12 protein-coding genes and 1 tRNA gene are annotated in these 17,427 nt (G+C 36.9%); 7 read left to right on the top strand and 6 right to left on the bottom strand.

Features of this window, described 5'->3' with window-relative positions; genetic code table 11:
* Window positions 1-202: 202 nt before the first annotated feature.
* Window positions 203-1,285: an NAD(P)/FAD-dependent oxidoreductase gene (locus K9M74_04545; protein MCF7799146.1), complete on the bottom strand. Its 1,083-nt coding sequence runs from the start codon at window positions 1,283-1,285 to the stop codon at window positions 203-205.
* A gap of 209 nt (window positions 1,286-1,494) precedes the next feature.
* Between K9M74_04545 and K9M74_04540 the strand changes: the two genes are divergently transcribed.
* The 5 genes from K9M74_04540 to K9M74_04520 all read left to right on the top strand — a co-directional run bounded on the left by K9M74_04540 (window position 1,495) and on the right by K9M74_04520 (window position 9,753).
* Window positions 1,495-2,283 (top strand): hypothetical protein, encoded by a 789-nt coding sequence (locus K9M74_04540; protein ID MCF7799145.1) that lies wholly within the window; start codon window positions 1,495-1,497, stop codon window positions 2,281-2,283.
* A gap of 21 nt (window positions 2,284-2,304) precedes the next feature.
* A complete protein-coding gene (locus K9M74_04535) occupies window positions 2,305-3,657 on the top strand; it encodes a hypothetical protein (protein ID MCF7799144.1) in 1,353 nt (450 codons plus the stop codon).
* An 8-nt stretch (window positions 3,658-3,665) separates the two neighbouring features.
* Window positions 3,666-5,618 carry a PKD domain-containing protein gene (locus K9M74_04530; GenBank protein MCF7799143.1) on the top strand — a complete coding sequence of 651 codons (1,953 nt, stop codon included), beginning with the start codon at window positions 3,666-3,668 and terminating at the stop codon, window positions 5,616-5,618.
* 128 nt (window positions 5,619-5,746) lie between these two features.
* On the top strand, window positions 5,747-7,036 hold the full coding sequence (locus tag K9M74_04525) for a hypothetical protein (GenBank protein MCF7799142.1): 1,290 nt from the start codon (window positions 5,747-5,749) through the stop codon (window positions 7,034-7,036).
* A gap of 98 nt (window positions 7,037-7,134) precedes the next feature.
* Window positions 7,135-9,753 carry a hypothetical protein gene (locus tag K9M74_04520; protein MCF7799141.1) on the top strand — a complete coding sequence of 873 codons (2,619 nt, stop codon included), beginning with the start codon at window positions 7,135-7,137 and terminating at the stop codon, window positions 9,751-9,753.
* Between the two features lie 216 nt (window positions 9,754-9,969).
* Here K9M74_04520 and K9M74_04515 read toward each other — a convergent pair.
* Window positions 9,970-10,098 (bottom strand) — tRNA-Trp (locus K9M74_04515).
* Window positions 10,099-10,175: 77 nt separating this feature from the next.
* On the opposite strand from K9M74_04515, the gene K9M74_04510 reads away from it, so the two are divergent.
* Window positions 10,176-10,886: a hypothetical protein gene (locus tag K9M74_04510; GenBank protein MCF7799140.1), complete on the top strand. Its 711-nt coding sequence runs from the start codon at window positions 10,176-10,178 to the stop codon at window positions 10,884-10,886.
* Window positions 10,887-10,971: 85 nt separating this feature from the next.
* On the opposite strand, the gene K9M74_04505 is transcribed toward K9M74_04510, so the two are convergent.
* Window positions 10,972-12,186, bottom strand: coding sequence for a redox-regulated ATPase YchF (locus tag K9M74_04505; protein ID MCF7799139.1), 1,215 nt, complete (start codon window positions 12,184-12,186; stop codon window positions 10,972-10,974).
* Window positions 12,183-12,671 carry a hypothetical protein gene (locus K9M74_04500; GenBank protein ID MCF7799138.1) on the bottom strand — a complete coding sequence of 163 codons (489 nt, stop codon included), beginning with the start codon at window positions 12,669-12,671 and terminating at the stop codon, window positions 12,183-12,185. The genes K9M74_04505 and K9M74_04500 overlap by 4 nt, the downstream gene beginning before the upstream one ends.
* Before the next feature lie 131 nt (window positions 12,672-12,802).
* Between K9M74_04500 and K9M74_04495 the strand changes: the two genes are divergently transcribed.
* On the top strand, window positions 12,803-13,987 hold the full coding sequence (locus K9M74_04495) for a replication factor C large subunit (protein ID MCF7799137.1): 1,185 nt from the start codon (window positions 12,803-12,805) through the stop codon (window positions 13,985-13,987).
* A 50-nt stretch (window positions 13,988-14,037) separates the two neighbouring features.
* Here K9M74_04495 and K9M74_04490 read toward each other — a convergent pair whose 3' ends face one another.
* Both K9M74_04490 and K9M74_04485 read right to left on the bottom strand, forming a co-directional pair.
* On the bottom strand, window positions 14,038-15,339 hold the full coding sequence (locus tag K9M74_04490) for a DNA primase (GenBank protein MCF7799136.1): 1,302 nt from the start codon (window positions 15,337-15,339) through the stop codon (window positions 14,038-14,040).
* Between the two features lie 722 nt (window positions 15,340-16,061).
* Window positions 16,062-17,201, bottom strand: coding sequence for a SurA N-terminal domain-containing protein (locus tag K9M74_04485; protein MCF7799135.1), 1,140 nt, complete (start codon window positions 17,199-17,201; stop codon window positions 16,062-16,064).
* Between the last annotated feature and the right edge of the window lie 226 nt (window positions 17,202-17,427).

Below are 17,427 nucleotides of genomic sequence, written 5' to 3'. Positions count from 1 at the left end.
CAGTTTTTTGTTCCGCGCTAGTATGCGCAGCATGTTGTGCCGACTCTTCTTTTTTTACTACTTCTTTTTTGTGCTGTGTGGTATGTTTTTTACTCATCGTTGTAACACCTGTCCTCTGCTAGGCGTAAACTTCGCACCTCTTTATATACATTACTCAAAAACGTTAAGCAACTTGATTGCAAGCAGAATAAATTCCTCGATTTCAAAAGAGTTTTACCTTTCCCGAAAGCACTTTTGCTAAGCTATAATGAAGAATTGTCTTGTTGGTTGCTAGTGGCAAGATAAGTTTTCGGGCGTTATCTCGAGGAATTTGCTCAAGCGCTGGTGCTAATTGTGCTCCTGCACTAATTATCTTATCCCATTCGTGATGGCTTGCCAAGAAAAGTAGGTTATGCACTAGGAAATGCGTATACAATTCCTTTCGTAAGGGCCCTGGAGATCCTCTGTAGTCCTTCTTAGTAGCAAGATAATGTTTCGCAGCCCGCATGCCCATAATAAGCCCGCCGCCTGTAGTATTTTTTATGTGCCCAGCGGCATCCCCGAGGAGTATCGTGCGATGCGTCCCTGTAGTCCTCATGGTTCTACTCCGTGGCCGGTGCATTGGTATTCGTCCTCCTTGTTTTTCTATAATTTTCCCAGGAAATCGCTTCAAAAACGAGGTAAATAACGCGTTAGACGGTTCCTTAGTAGCAAGGCCCACACGGGCCGTATGTTCCGTTTCAGGCACATACCACGCGTACACACCAATATGCGGATAAAATACTATCTTGTTCTCGTGCTCTTTGACGCGAATACGCGCCTGCATGCCAACATAACTTTCTTGACTCCCCAACCCTGCTTGTTTTCGAACTTGCGATGTTGGCCCATCCGCCCCAATAAGTTCTGTACTTTCCACAGTACGAACGTTACCCGTTTTTAAGTCTTTAAACCGGTGTTTTGACTCGTTTGAGCCTTCGTAGCGCTGCTGCAGGCGTATTTCATTGCCTTTTCGTAGCGCTAAATCAGCGAGTCGTTCTTCAAATAAACTATTATCAATAACGTAATTAGAACTGAGTTGCACATTTGCTTGCGTTGTCGGCCCGATAATAGTGGTTTGTGTAATCTTGTTCAGCGTAATGTCTTTAAGCAATCGTTTTCCCAGCAACTGCTCTGCTTCTGTGGTAAGTAACCCGGTGCATTGCACAGGTCTTCCAATCTGTTTCTTTTGATCAAATACGGTGCTTTCAGCGCTTCTTGCTGCCACATACAGCCCTATCGGCCCTCCGCCCACAATAATTTTTCTCACGCTAACTCGTTGCCTCATATTTTTTTTAAGCTTTTGCTTCTGTAATTTGCTTGGTTTATGGCTATAGGTATTACTTATTGTTTGTTCCTACTAAAAAGTAACTTTTATATACTTCCTTTAGTTTCAAACCCTAATAGGTTATCACTTCAAAGGAGCGAATGAGTTTCTCCGAATGGAGTTACAGGCCTTTTTTTAGGGGGTTTATATTCATGACAAGCAAAAAAGAAACAGCTCAGAGTTCATCTAAGAAAACAGGTTCTAAATCCATAACTAATAAGATTCTTGGCGAGAAACTCGATCAAATTATTGTTGGGATGAATGGTATAAAATCAAATCAATACATAACGCGTGATGAGCAAAGGAAAAATCGACGAACCGGTTTACTCATTGCAGGAGGAATTGCTGGTTTATATGCTGTTGGTTGGGTAGGAAATTGTTTCATTGATAAGAACAATAATAATGATGTACTTAACACTGTTCAAGATGCCCATGCAGTAACGGACTCAACAATTATTACTCATGCAGATTCAACTTATCAAGTAATTGATGTAATTGATAACAAAGTTGATTCGGTGTACGAAACAGTACTTGGTGTTGATAATAAAGTTGATTCTGTGTATGATCAAGTAAAAGCAAATGGCGTGCTTCTTGATTCTGTTGCAACAAAAGTATATGGAATTGATTCTATGATAACTGAGGCGCTTGATGAAGTAGTAGCATATAAAAAAACAATGCCAACACCTCGTGCAGTAGTTCCGGATGCTCATAAAAAAGCCATGGCTAAAAAACAAGCACGATTAGACTCATTAACTGATGCAGGATTATTTGATTTTGCAACTGATTCAGTATTTGAGAATTGCCTTGAAGACGATTTATACAATGCGCCTCGAGGAGAACAATTTTCACTAAAGCCTTTAGAAAAAAACTCTTACATGCGAGCAATTGAGGCTGAAGAAAAAGAAGCCCAAAATAAATTCTGGCTTCATAAAAAACAATAAACACTCAAGAGGGATATTATAATGAAAAAATTAAATTTGAACAATATTGTGCGAGACGCAAAATTAGCTGTTCTTGGTATTGGAATGTTAGGCACATCTTGCGTAACACAACAAAACTTGCCAAGCACTCATGGAGATATTGGAAACCTTCCTTCTCTAGATCGTGTTATGGAATGGGTAAATCCTGATTCTACTGATTGTAACACCTGCCTTGTTGATGCAGGTCATTTAGTTGATCCTTTAAAGGTTGCATATATTACAAGAGATGCAGAAGGATACACCTCTGAAATGGATTCTTTAATTGGTCAAGGAGAAAAAGCTCTTGCTTTTGAACTAAGTATGAATGTTGATAGTTTATTTAATTATGGACAATCCACCTTAAATAAATTATTCAAAGATGATATGCACAAAGAAGCATTGCCTCGAGTGGCAGATAAAGTAAACGTGTATGATACCGTTCCAACATTTAATTTACAAAAAGAATTATCTGCAGCACAAGCAAAAAAAGTAATGCAATATATTCTTGAAAATGATTTATATGCAGGTCTTTTTCCATCAGAAGTACTTTCCTACAATGTTGATAGTGAAGGTCAACACGCGAAAATTCGCGTAACTGGTTTAATGCCTTCAGAAATACTAACACCTTATGATACAACGGGCGTATATGCTGATTGGGTAAAAAATCCTGAATTTGGCGAATCAAACGAAGTAATTACTAAAGATTCTTTAGTCGGCAAAACAGCGTATGAAGTTCCCGCTAAAAAAGAAAAAGTAAAAACGGAAAAAAATCCTTTAGAAGCTCATGTTGGTCCCGCAGTATCATATTTTACTAACAATATGTTTGGCGTTGGTGCAGCTGCAAGCTATGGTCCTTTTGGTGTACAAAGTCAAGCATTTGTTAATGCTCCAATAACTTCTTATGATGGTGAAACAACAAAAGAATTAGCTGGTGAAGCGACATTAAGTCCAAGCACAAAAATCTTAAGCGAACCTTATGTGTTAACCACGTCATCAGGAGATACCAAGCCCGTTTTTAATGTGCAAGGAACAGTTGATATTCCTCTAGCAAAAAAATTAGCTCTTAATTTAGCATTGGGACCTTATTTTGTGAAACAGAATACAACCACTCAGACTGAGCAAAGAAATTATATGACGGCAACTGAATCAGGTGATGCTTTAGGAAGTAAACCTGTTGGTGTTCCGACGACAACAAATTCCCAAGGTCTAGAATTTGGTGGACTCGATGGTGATATCGGGTTATCTTACAAGTTTGATAATGGCAATAGTCTTGGAATTCTTGGTGGAGTTCATAATATGACTCAATTCCTTGATAACACGCGACAGGGAAAAGTTTCTGTTGTGTATAAATTTTAGGTGAAAAAATGAAAAAACTATTGGTAGTTTTCCTGGCAATGGCATTCATGTTGGTGAGTGCTTCTGTTGCTTCAGCAACACTTTACTACGCGCAAACGTGGGAAGATGATACTGTTAATTATATTTCAGTTGATGCTGGAGTTCCAGTAACGTTTGTGTATCAAAGCTATGATACCATAAGAGATAATACTATACAAACAGATATTAATTTATTATTCCGAGGAGAAGCTGATTTTCCTGCTCAGGATTTAATAGATGATACTTCTGTTGGCGGCACAAGTGGCACGTACGAAATTGATACAACTGACTTAACGCAAGGTCATTATATAATTCAAGGTACGGCCATAAATGTTAATAACAACGCTGATAATTGGACAGAGCTCTTAGAGTTCTTTGTGTACAATGATAATAACGTTGATACGGATAATAATCCACCACATTTTTTACCAATTAAACATTTCGTTTATGATTTAGCAACAACAACCCAAGACAATGTCTTAGCTGTTGCAGATTATGCGCGAGATGAAGATGGTGACGCATTAACTTATGCAATCGATACATCTGCAATGAATGATAGTATTATGAATTGCAATCTTTATGAAGATGTACAAGGAACGCTTGCTTGCGAATTTTATGATATTGGACAAACTTCTATTACTCTTTTCGCAAATGATGGTGAATTTCCTGCGTCTCACGAAGTATTTTTTACTATTATAGACTCATCTCTTGGAGCAAATAGTAGACCTTACTTTGAAAATCTTAATGCGTTATATCGGTATGATATTTCAGAAGGTGCAGTAACTGTTGTTGATCTTGCTAATTTTGCAGAAGATGCAGACAACGATTCCTTAACCTTTACAATAGACACAACCGCAACAAATACTGCTGTTGTTGATTGTAATTTAGCAGGTGCTGTTCTTAGTTGTAATCTTGTTGGCGTTGGCAATACTCGATTAGATGTTATTGTTTCAGATGGTCAGCTTGAAGCGAAAGCAACACTATACCTTACTGTTGTTTCAGAACAAGGAATAAATCACGCACCTATATTCCAAGGTCTTCCAGAATCTATTGCAGAACCTTTTGATTATCAAGAAACGTTCGTTGCAATTGCTGATGTTGGAATGTATGGCTATGATGAAGATAATGATCCATTAACGTATGCACTTGACACATCAAATACTGATGCTGATGTAGTAACATGTAAATTAACTATTGCAAATGCTTTAGTGTGTGATATGTTTAGTGCGGGTACAACGTCTGTTGTACTATCTGTTTTTGATGGAAAAGCAACAACCTCTGCAACAATTACTATTCAGATTGTTGATAATGCGAGCGGTCCAACCGCAATTATCTACGGTCCAAATGTTGCTGTAGTTGATGAAGTGCTTGAGTTTGATGGAAGTGCTTCAACTGCTGCTCCTGGAAAAACCATTGTTAATTATCAATGGGAAATTACAGATGATAATGGTAGTACTGTGAAATTGTTGTACGGCAAATCGATAAGTGCATCTTTAGCGCAGCCTGGAAGTTATATTGTTAACTTGCTTGTTGTTGATGAAGATGGTCGATCCGATGTTGCTTCCGCTGGTTTAATCGTAACTGGTTATGCAAGTGAAGAAGTACAATCAACAACGAACAGAAACTTGCAAGTAAATAGCATTCAAATTATAGGAACTGGCTATGAAACAGCTCTACCCGGCGATGACTTGCGAGTGTACGTAACAGTAACAAATGATGTGGGGTATGACCTTGAAGATGTAAAAGCTACGTTTTCCGTGCCTGATTTTGGTGTTCGCTTCAAAAGTAAAGCAATGTCAATTGATGACGGGGAGAAAGTAACGCTTACAATTTTTGGTTATGTGCCGGATTATGTAGAACCTGATGTATATTATCCTGAAATTTCGGTTTCAGCAGATGGTTTCCATCGGGCGAAAATCAGTTACTTGGAGGTAGAGTATTAGTTTGAGTGAGTAGGAATAACATTCCGTTCTCACTGCAAAATAGTTAATATCCGAAAAGTTTATATAGCTTGTTCCATTTTTCGGATTATAAATTAAACTCTATACAAATATTTGGGGAGGAAAGAACCATGAAAATAAAGATTTTAAGTGTTATGATGGTCGCTCTGTTAGCATTTGCAATGCTTCCGGGCTTTGTAGCAGCAGAAGACCCTGTAGGCCTTGACGTTCTCTACATCAAAATTGATGGCGAAGAACACAGTGTTTACGACGACAATACAGAAAACGTTCTTGAAGTACGACGAGGACAAACATTACCTATTCGAGTACGTGTTGCAGCAGCAACAGACATCGAAGATGTGCAAATTATTGCAACCATTTCCGGTTATGAATTCAGTGAATTTGAAACTGACAAAGTTTTGCAACAAACAAGAACTTTTGATATGGATGCAGGTCGAGAAAAATCAGTTGATATGGAATTACAAATTCCTGTAAAAATGGAAAGTGATGAAGCTGGAGCAATTCCAACTAAATTACGAATTTTTGTGACTGACCGAGCAGATCTTGTAAAAGTTTTCGAATACAACCTTGACGTGCAAGGTGTAGAAAGACAAGAAGCAATTCTTATCAAAGAAGCTTACTTAAACCCTTCTGATGAAGTACTAGCAGGTCGAGCACTTTCAGCTCTTGTTAAAGTTGAAAATGTCGGTGACAATGATCTTGATAGTGTAACGTTGATGGTTAGTGTTCCAGAATTAAACATTAAAGATACTGAAACATTAGACGATTTAGAAGCTGGCCAAAAAGCAACTTTTGAAGAAACCATTTTACGGTTCCCCAAAAGCGCTCAACCAGGTTTTTACACTGTTGAATATAAAGTTAAATTCAACGATTATTATAGCGTTGTAAAAACTAGTGCTGTTGAAGTTTTAGCTGCTCAAGTTGCTGAAGATACAGATGATAACTCTGTTATTACTGTTCCAAGTATGCAAGCTATGACTGGTGACTCAGTTATTTTCCCAATTAGTGTTCAAAACAATGCTAATGAGGACAAGTCTTATGTACTTAGTGTTCAAGGTGTTGAATCTTGGGGAACATACACAGTTGATCCAAATCCAACAGTAATTGTTAGTGCTGGTCAAACAAAAACCGTATTCCTTCATGTAACCGCAAACGATGGCGTTGTAGGAAACCAAATCTTCCAACTTTCTATTGAAAGTGATAATGAAGTAAAACAAGTTTCTCTAACTGCAGCAGTAGCTGATAACGGTGCTCGAAGTTGGGACGGTCTGAAAAAAACATTAGAAATTGGTTTAATCATTTTAGTAATCATTTTAATCTTAATTGGTCTAGTAGTTGGTTTTAACAAACTACGTGGCTCAGATGATGATGAAGACGAAGATGCAAAAACGTATTACTAAGTGTTTTGAATTGCGCCAGAAATGTTAAATTTCTGAGCATTTTTTCTTTTTTTTCTTTTTGAGTTATTTTTTGTTACAATGAAAGATTGGTGGAAATAATGAATAAAATAGCAACTCACATTCTTATTGTAACAACCATGTTGTTACTTTTCTCTGCTGTTGTATTTGCAGCTCATGATATAGATGTAGTTTTAACATCCACTTCAACTGATTTCGTTATCACCGCACCTACTTCAAGTTTTTCAGTGTGTCAATGTGGTTCTATTATAGATTCTATATCTATAACAAACACCGGTTCACTTCCTGATCGCTATACACTAGAACTTAATCAAGAATATGTCACTCCTGCTTTAACAAGTGTAGACTTGGCTGGTGGTGAAACAACTGAGATTCCATTATATGTTAATGCTCCTTGCTCAAAGTCAGGTAAAGACCTATTAGAAATAATTGTTACCTCCATATATGGTCAAACACAGTTTATTGAGCAAGAAATTTTGTTTGTTGATTGTCAGAATATGTATATTGATTTAGCTGAAGAGAATCTTACTTCAGGTGTTTGCGAGCCGTTTAGCACATCGTTTACCATTACCAATGCGGGCCAATTTACAGAAACGTATGAAGTATTCTTAGGTGATTTTGCTGAGTTTGCAACACTTAATACGAACAAAGTAACGCTCGCTTCTCAAAACGCTGCAGATATTAACATATATTATGATTTGCCTTGTAATGAGTATGGCAATATTACTCTTGATTATACTGTTCAAGCAATAAAAAATATGCATAAAGCAGAGTTTTCGCAACAATTATTTGTTAATCAAACATACGAGTTTGCGTTTACCGCTAATCCTATTACCCTTGTTTGCGAAGAAGAAACTGCTGAATATGTGGTACGCTTAAACAACGATAATGCTTTTGATGACTTTTTTGCTTTAGACCTTCTCGGTCCGTCATGTATTGATGTAGAATTACTTAATCCTCTTACAGATGAAACGCTTAATAATGTACTTGTCAAAGCCGGTGAATCTCGCGAAATTAAAGTTTCTTTTAATCCTGCAGAAAAACATTTCGGAATTAATAATTTCAGTATCCATGCAACTTCTCTACAAGGCGATGTTACCCGAGCTTTTGCTACTTCCATTGAAGTTTTAGATTGTTATAATTTTAAAAATCATCTCGACGTACCCTATTCTGATTTGCATGTCTGTGGTTTAGACACGCTAAGCAGACCTTTTGAAATTAAAAATAATGGCGCAGCCGATATTGGTGTTGAGTTAGTACTAACTGCTCCTAATTTTTTAAGTGTTGATGAATCTTTTATGGAGCTTGAGCCTTTTTCTACACAATCATCATACTTTAATTTTACTGATGTTAGAAATGAAACCATGCGTTATCCTATCACGCTTAGTTCTTATTTTAGAGGGGAACTTGTTGCAGAAGAAAACTTTGATTTACATGTGAATACTATTCAAGAATGTTATATGGTAGCACCACAAAAAAAAACTGTAGATGTTCATTATACAAAGGACTCTTTTACGCTGCCCATTCAAAACAAAGGAACAACCTATGGTTGGTATTCTGCAGAGTTTATTGATACAAATGCCCTAAGTATAGAAAATTCTTTTATAGATTTAGGGAAAACAGAAGTTAAAGACCTAACTATATTTATTGATGAAGAAGAATTACTTCTGCAAGCAATGGATGATAATGCTTCTCTTATTGGTTACACGTTAGAAACAAGTTTACTACTAACACATATTGATTCAGGTTTAACCTTTACGTATCCAGTAACTATTACTGTTGTGGATTATCCATGGACGAGGTATGCTTGGCAAACTATTATTGCGCAAACTCCCTGCACTATTGCTTTTTTTATGTTGGTAATTATATTTGCAGTGTTATTATTCATTCTTATTATTAAACTTGCATTAAGAAGTATTTTTCGTTCACGCAAAACACTTGGTTTTATCGTGCTTGGTTTGATGATTATTGCGCTAATAAGTGTTTTGCTTATTTGGGGTGTGCCGCAAAAAAGCGATTATGTTACTACCTATAATTTAGAGACGAATTCAACAACATATCTTCGTTTAGCTGAAGATTCGCCGAGGGTATTTGATATGTATGACTTTTTTTCAGATCCAGATGGCGATATTGAAGAGTTTGGTGTTAATGTTATTTATGAGGATGTGCTTTCTAGTAAGGTGCGTGGTTCAAAAATAAAATTGATTCCTTTTACCGATTGGTCCGGTAGTACTGTTGTGCAGTTTTATGCTATTGATAGTTATGGTGTGCGAGCGCAAAGTCCTGATATTTTTGTTGAAGTATTACCTGTTGAGGATTATACTCTTAAGCAATGTTTTGCGATGACATGTGTCTATGTTAATTTAATTATGTTGCTTGTAGTTGCAATTCTGTTTTTTGTTATTGTTTCTCTTCGCTCTAGAAAAAAAGAGCTAGCTCGTCAAAATGCTATTAAACAAGCAGAAGCAGAAGCTCTAAAACAAAAACGAGCAGAAGAGCGAGCACAAAAAAAAGAAGCAAAAGAGCGAAGAAAACTTGAGCGTCAAGTAGCGCAAGAGCAAAAGAACTCTTTGAAAAAGACAACAACTAAAAAAGCGTCTAAGCGAATAGTACAAAAGTCTGTAGCAAGAAAATCATCAAAAAAATTATCAACAAAAAATTCAACTTCTGCACGAAGCAACAACGTTGCTAAAAAATAATGCTTGTTTTGTTGTTTTAGTTTTTAACAATTACTTTTTTCTTAAAGTTATCTTCTATGCATGTTCAAATCCTTATTTTTTTTTAATTATTTTGTTAGGAATTTGAGTGGGGACACGGGGATTGCTAAGCTCGATGAGCTTTGCTGCCAAAAATCAAAGATTTTTGAGCATGTTCAAATCCTTATTTTTTTTTAATTATTTTGTTAGGAATTTGAGTGGGGACACGGGGATTTGAACCCCGATCTGCCGGTATCTTCCACAGGAATAATCATCGTCAATAAACAAGTTGACTCATCGCTCCAATGACTGGAGCCGGCTATTCTAGCCAGGTTATACTATGTCCCCGAAAAAATGGTTCTGGCTTTGTAGCTACAAGAATCAAATTCCCCTTTATAAAAATTAGCATATCGAGGTGTATATCGATGGCGTGCATAAATAAAACTAGCCAGTTTCTCTTTCGTAGTCACCAAAAAGCTTATAAAGTCTTTCTCGCGGTCTATTGTATAGTAGTGTTGTTTATGAGGGTGATGGGTATTAGCAAACGTCAAAAAGATTTTAATGATGATATGGGTGCTTATTTGGATAGCCGAAGAGGATCTGTTGTAAGTCCTAAAAAATTTTTAAATACAGATTTTTCTTTTCTTAGGTTTTCAAGTGATGATAGGGTTCCTGAGGTGCCTGTAACTGAATCTACGGTTTATGAGCGCGAGAAAAAACCTTCTTTATTTAGTATTTTTTTCGCTCGCTTTCGAACCTCAAAAGAGAAACAAGATGCATTAGATGAAATTGATGAGCTTCCATCTGATATTGCAGAAGAAGTTGAAGAAGTTGAAGATGAAATTGAGCACGTTCAGGAAGAAGTCCAAGAGCTTGAGGATCAACGCGAAGGATTATTATCTCGTTTATTTTCTTTATTTCGTAGAGCTAAAGTGAGTGAAGAGTATGAAGAAGATTCTGTTGGTGAGCCCGTGGTAGATGAACAAGAATTGCTCAAGCGAGAAACTCGTGAAACGCTTCGCGTCATTCACAAATGGATTGGTCGCTTATCTCCTGATCAAATTAATGCATTTAAACGAAGTCCTGATTTTCAGCGGTATAAGGATCTTTTAGATAAATATGGTTTGATTAAATAATTTGTTTATTTTGATGTGTACTTATTCTTACTTATTTCAAAGCACTAATTTCTATAAATGGGAATTTTACTCCCAATTTTTGAAATTATTTCGAAGACATAATCTCAATTATATCAAGGTGTTTAAGCACATGATCTTTTCCAACAGGTAGTTTTGTTCGAACATCAATTGCCTTAATAAAGTTCTTTCCAAAGTCAGTATGTAATCGGTAAGCAAAATCAAGTGCTGTTGCGTCTTTTTTCATCAAGAAACAATCAGGAAGTGTATTGCCATCGCTGTCTTCTAGTTTGCCTACGCCTCCTGGATGTATCGCTTTCATATGCAGCACATCAAAGACGGTCGTATTAAGTATTGCTTGAATGCCGCTTCCTTGCTCAAATTCTTGAAGAATATTTTGTTTAATAAATGTAAGTGCTTGTTGTTGCGCTTCACTCATTACTGTTGTTCCTTTATCGGTAATGGTGAAATCTTGTTCTCCAGGTAAATAATTAATTAATTCTTTTTTTGCTGCTTCTCGAAGCGCTAGCTCTGCTTCAGCACTCGTTGGAATAATAGTATAATTGGGAAATTCTATTTTAAGTCGCTCATAGTTTTTTTTGCCGGCTGGTTGATCGCATTTGTTTGCTGAAATAATCATTGGTTTTGTTTTGCTTCGAAGAATATTTGCAAGTGTAAAGAGTTCTTCTTCAGTCCAGGTAGGTGCTGGTTTTTCAGTAAGACCAAGTGTTTTAAGTGCTGCTTTTGCAATGTCTTCGGTCACGCCAACACCTGTCATTTGTTTAGCGATTGCAATGAATGGTTCTTTTTTTTCTTGCTGCACAACGCGTGCGGCTTTTTCCCATCCTTTCTTAAGGATATCTAAATACCAATAATTAAGTTCTATTTCTAAGAATTTGATATCGTTTGCAGGGTCATAGCTTCCGGCTTCAACTGGTTCGCCTCGTTCATTCACACTGCCACTGACGTCAATCACGTGGATGAGTGCGTCTGCTTGATTCAGGTCGCTAAGAAATTGTCCACCCATACCTTCGCCTTTATGCGCGTCCGGAACAAGTCCTGCAACATCAATAAGATCTACAGGAACAAATCGCCAAATGCCTTGTACATAACCCATGCGCGGATTCGCTATTTTTCCAAATGCTGGTTCTTGCGCTGCATCTTTTATTTTGACAAAACCCACGGCATGATTTGGCTTTATGGTGGTGAATGGATAATTCGCTATTTCTACTTCTGATAGTGTTGCTGCTTTAAAAAACGTGCTTTTGCCTACGCTTGGTTTTCCTACAATTCCTATAATCATTTCTTTTCCCACCGATTATTATCTCTGTTGTAGAGTTTGTCCATGTGTTTTTGAAATGCTTCATCTAGATTAATGTGATAACTTTCTGCGACTTGGTTAACTGCTACACAGGTTTCTTCGAGTCGTTGTTTTAAGTCAGCTCGTTCTTCTGAATCTTTTTTCTTTTTTGGTCCGTAAAGATGACTAATTTCTCGAGCCACTTGTCCTATGGCATACGTGAGTGTATGGGTTGATGGTGTAGGTAATGCTATACTTTTGTATGTTGCTTGAAGAGAAATATGGTGGCTATTACTCATGCAAATGAGTGCAAAAACAACGTCTGCTAGTTCTTCTGCTATTTCTTCTTTTTCTTCCTTAAGAACTGCCATGGATACTTCGCCGTTTTCCTCTGCGAGTTGCGTGATTATTTCATGCGCTTGAAAATAAGATATTTTGAATTGCGAAATCCACGTATCAACTTCTTGTTGTGCTGCTAAATAATTCATACCATCCCCTCCTGTTAGTAAAGTTCTTTTCTTCTATATAAATCTGTGCTTGTGAACCTTTTTATATGTTAAACTTTGTTTGAGACTCTAAAAACCCTAGTTTTTTATAGCACTTATTCTTTTACTCTTCCATGGAACCCTTCTTTTTACATCGTCCCGACAATCTCTCAGGAATAATTGGTCAAGATGAAGCAATCAAGCAAATGAAAGAGTTTTTTAAGTATTTTCAAAAAGGTAAGGGTTTGTTTTTGTTTGGTCCTCCTGGTGTTGGCAAAACTGCAAGCGTGTATGCTTATGCAACGCAGCATAATTATGAAATTTTAGAGCTCAATGCAAGTGATGCACGAAATCAAGCAACGCTAAAAGAGTTTCTTTCTAATGCAACAGGACAAGCAAGTTTATTTGGTAATAAAAAAATTATTCTTCTTGATGAAGTTGATGGTCTTTCTGGCACAAAGGACAGGGGCGCGCCAAGCGTTATTGCTGATTTTATTAAACGTTCAACATTTCCTATGGTGATGACGGGCGTTAATGTGTTTGATAAGAAATTTTCTTCTCTTAAAAAAACAAGTATGACTATTCAATTTAATTCTTTAGCAACAAATGATGTGGTGACTGTTCTGCAAGGTGCATGCATGCGAGCAAAAATTAATTGTGATGAAAAAATTCTCAAAACGCTTGCGCGTCAAACTGCAGGCGATGCTCGTGGGGCATTAAATGACTTATTTGCTTATCTTATTATAAAGGATGCGTCAACAACTGATATGGATGTGCGAAGAAAAACACAAGAACTTGGCGATGTGCTAGTGCGTGTGTTTAAGTCAACAGATCCTGATGTTGTCTTTGGTTCATATGATTATGTAAATGAAGATTTAGATAAAATTTTTTTGTGGGTGGATGAAAACCTACCTAAGGAGTATACAAAACCAATTGATGTTGCAAAAGCTTACGAAACATTATCTTTAGCCGATATCTTCTTTGGTCGTATTCGTCGTTGGCAGTATTATCGGTATTATGCCTATTGTTATCTTTTATTATCTGTGGGTATTGCGCTTTCTAAAGATGAAAAATCTGTTACGGAGCCAAATTATCATCAACCGACAAGATTGCTTCGTTATTGGCAAGCAAACATGATGTATGCAAAAAGAAAAGTTATTATTGAAAAAATTGCAGATAAAATGCGTATTTCAAAAAGACGTGCATTACAAGATGTGTATCCTTTCCTTCTTAATGCTTTAGCGCATAATGCTCCTTTGCAAGATGAATTAGAACTTGATAAAGAAGAAGTTGCGTGGCTTAAAAAACAAGTAGCTTAGTAAAATAAAAATTAGTAAAATAAAAAAATAGGTGGTTGTAGTTTCTATATTTATGCTAATTGTTCTGGCGTGAGAATTTTTGTTCGTCCGCTAGCGGTTACTTTGCTACTCATGCCAATAAGGAATGAGACATTACTTTTTTCGCTAACATCAAGTAATTCTTTGGTAATATCGCCATCAAAGACAATTGCATGAATGGTGTTGTTTAAACTTTTCACTGTACTTTCTAATTCGCTAACAGGAATTTTTCCCAGAATTTGTAATCCTTTATCAAGGATGTATGCGCCTCTTGTACCGATTAAATCTTCAAGCATGGAATTAAATTTTTCTTTTTCATCAGCGGTTGGTTCTTTGTTGCTTCGTCGATTGTTTGTTCCTTCGTTACGAGAATTCGTTTGACTTCGTCTATCCGTACTTCGTGTATCTCTACTTGTTCTGGTGTCTCGTCGATCGTTTCCTCGTCGGTCTGCTCGTTGAGTGTCTCTATTGTCTCGTCGTTGTGGTTTAGCGTCATGCCCATTTGCAGCTTCAAGATGAATTTGCTCAATAGCTATTTGTCCTCGAAGTCCTTTATGAATTTCTTTTTTAGTGAGTTCTTCGACTTCTTTGCCATCTGGTGCTTTAGCGACAAAATCAATTTCCGTTTGGCTGGTAAGTTCTCGGATGATTAAATCTCCTCCTCGGTCGCCATCAACAAAAACAGTAACTGTTTTTTGTTTACATAAATCAATGATTGTTTTTGGAATTCCTGTTCCTCCTACAGCTATTGCATTTTTAAATCCGTATTTGAGTAAATTAAGAACATCTGCTCGTCCTTCAACAACAATGATATCGTCTGAATCGTCAATATTTGGTCCTGCTGATAATCGTTCTTTGCCAAATTCCGTGATTTCTGCAACGCGTACAGAGTATGCCACTTCATCTGCTAATTCTTGGGAGTCGGGCATAACGCCATCGACAAGTTCTTTAAGTAAGCTTTTTGCTCTATCAATCACGAATTTTCGTTTTGAAATTCTTATATCTTCGATATTGCTAACTTGGATTTTTGCATTGCATGGTCCTATTCGTTGAATAACTTCCAGTGCTGCACCGATAATTGCTGTTTCTGCTTTATCAAGGCTGCTTGGAATAATAATTTCTCCTGTTGTTTTACCATTTTTTGTATCTGTATTTACTTCAATTCGTCCTATTCGGCCTGATTTTTGAAGTTCTCGAAGTTCTAGGTCTTCGCCGAGTAATCCTTCTGTTTGTCCAAAGATTGCTCCGATAACGTCTGGTCGATCAACAACTCCGTCGATGTTAATGGTTGAATGAATGATATATTTTGATGAGACTTGTGCTATTTTTGCCATTTTTATTTACCTCTATAAGTTGTTCAAAAGTTGCCTAAGCTTAACAATGTTTTTTTTGTTTGCTTGTGCTATTTCCTAAAGCTTTGCTTTGGGCGCCAACAATTTTTTTTTAGAATTGTTGAGCGTTGCCATTTTTATTTACCTCTGTGGTTGTTTCTTGTAATCCATATAGTTCCCTTACGCATCTAAGCAGAATGAGTCTTAACCGACGAAAATACAGCATCCACAACGACCTACGTAATCTTTTTGTCTTGTCAAGTAACTGTTTTTTTTGTCTTTTTTTTGCAATCTAGAGCTTTAATGAGCTCTTTTTACCAAAATAAATGATTCATGATTGTAATTGTTAAGCTTCACGCCTTCTGCTGTCGATGGAAAACGCGTGTTTTGTGACGTGATCTGTCACTTTCGAATTTTTTCTTCGATATGTTGTTTTCCAATGATGTAAAGGATAATAATGTGTTTGTTGCCCGAGACACTAACTCCCAAGCTCATTGCTTGACCCAACAGAAAATGAGTTTCTGTGGCACTTAAACCGTTGGTTTTTCGCGTTTCGTCGTTAGCTCCCGTGAGTACTCTCGTGTCGGGCTGCAGCGCTTAAGAGTGTCCACAATTCATTGCTACAAGCTACAAGCTTGCTGCTCGGGTGGGACCCATTTAAACACTAAAAAAAGCAAATGATTTCATATTTATAAAGCTTGTTATAATAACTTCTTCATAGGGACCTATATTGTTAGATTTGTGTTGTTCACGTCTTGTGGGGCTTCTAAAGCAATTGTTGCTGGCTGGGTTAATTCTTTAATTTCGTAGGTGATATTGCTTTTTGCAACAAGCGTGGCAACATATGTCTCATATGCCGCTTGCATTTCTTCTTCTCTAAGTGCATCTGCAATTAATGTTTTTAATGTTGGTTTATTTGGCAGAAGCAAGATTTGATCGTTAAGTTCGAGCTGTTTAGCAGGCGTTTCATTAGTTTTTAGCATGATATGTATTCCTGCACTACTATTAAATACTTGAAGTGTACCCACGTCCATAGCAAATGATGCGTCAAATGTTGGATTATCAAGTTCTCCTTTAACAAAGGTGTATTCGCCGCAGTTCTGCGCACTTCCTAAATCCATACTGTAATTAGCTACCAGCGCACAATAATTACTAAAATTGCCCTTTAGCAGACCTAAAATAGTATTTACTCGTTCTTGTGCTTGGCTTTCGTTAAACTGTTCATTGATTTCTGTAAATAAATGTCGTATTGTTGTTGTTTCTTTTTGAAAAAAGTCTGTTTGATGTGCTGTATAATATGCAGTAATAGCTTCATCACTCACAGGGGGTGTGGCTGGCATCGCTTTTTCAAAGAGTTTAAGGATGGTAAGTTGTTCTCTATAAAGTTCAGTGATTTCTTCTTTGGTAACGCCTTGTAAATCAAGGTATTCAGCGAAGAGTTCTGGTGTAAGACCCATAATAACAAGCTGTTGTTCAATAAATGCAGCCACTTCTTCGTCAGTAACAGTAATATTTTGTTGCCTTGCTTCTTGGAGCAAAATTTGTTCTTCAACCATTTTATCTAAAACATCTGCTCGACTAAATTCTTTTTTTACTTCAAGAGGTAGCGCGTTCCATTGTTCATCTAAATCGGAGCTATAGATGGGTTCGTTGTTTACAGTAACTAGAAGGCTGTTGTTTGTTTGTGAGGTAGTAAAAAGTGGTTGTTTAAGCAAGAAAAATGTTCCGCTGCTAAGCATATAAACCGCTAAAATGATGATGAGTATACTTAAAATAATAGTTGTTATGCTTCCTTTTTGCCGTGGTTTTCCTTCATAAATAATTCGTGCTTTTTTTACGCTAGTAGATTTTGTTGTTTTTTTCACCTGGAAACCCCCTTTCTTGTCGTACCTCTCAAGGTAAAACTAATACTTATTTGAAGACCGTCTTCATTTTTAAGTTTTTCCTCTAGAACGGCTTTGTGTAGAAAGTAGGGAAATGCCCTGACTTTTTACACAGATGCTTGACTTTCTACACAGAATAGCGGTTTTATGCCGAGTTCGTGCATTTCCTGTATAACTACACAGATGTTATGGCAGATTATCTTGCATA

Source organism: Candidatus Woesearchaeota archaeon, from assembly GCA_021734105.1.
In the GTDB taxonomy this organism is placed as follows: Archaea; Nanobdellota; Nanobdellia; order Woesearchaeales; family SKGA01; genus SKGA01.
The sequence above is the reverse complement of the archived record's forward strand: the minus strand, read 5'-3'. Positions and strand labels throughout refer to the sequence as shown.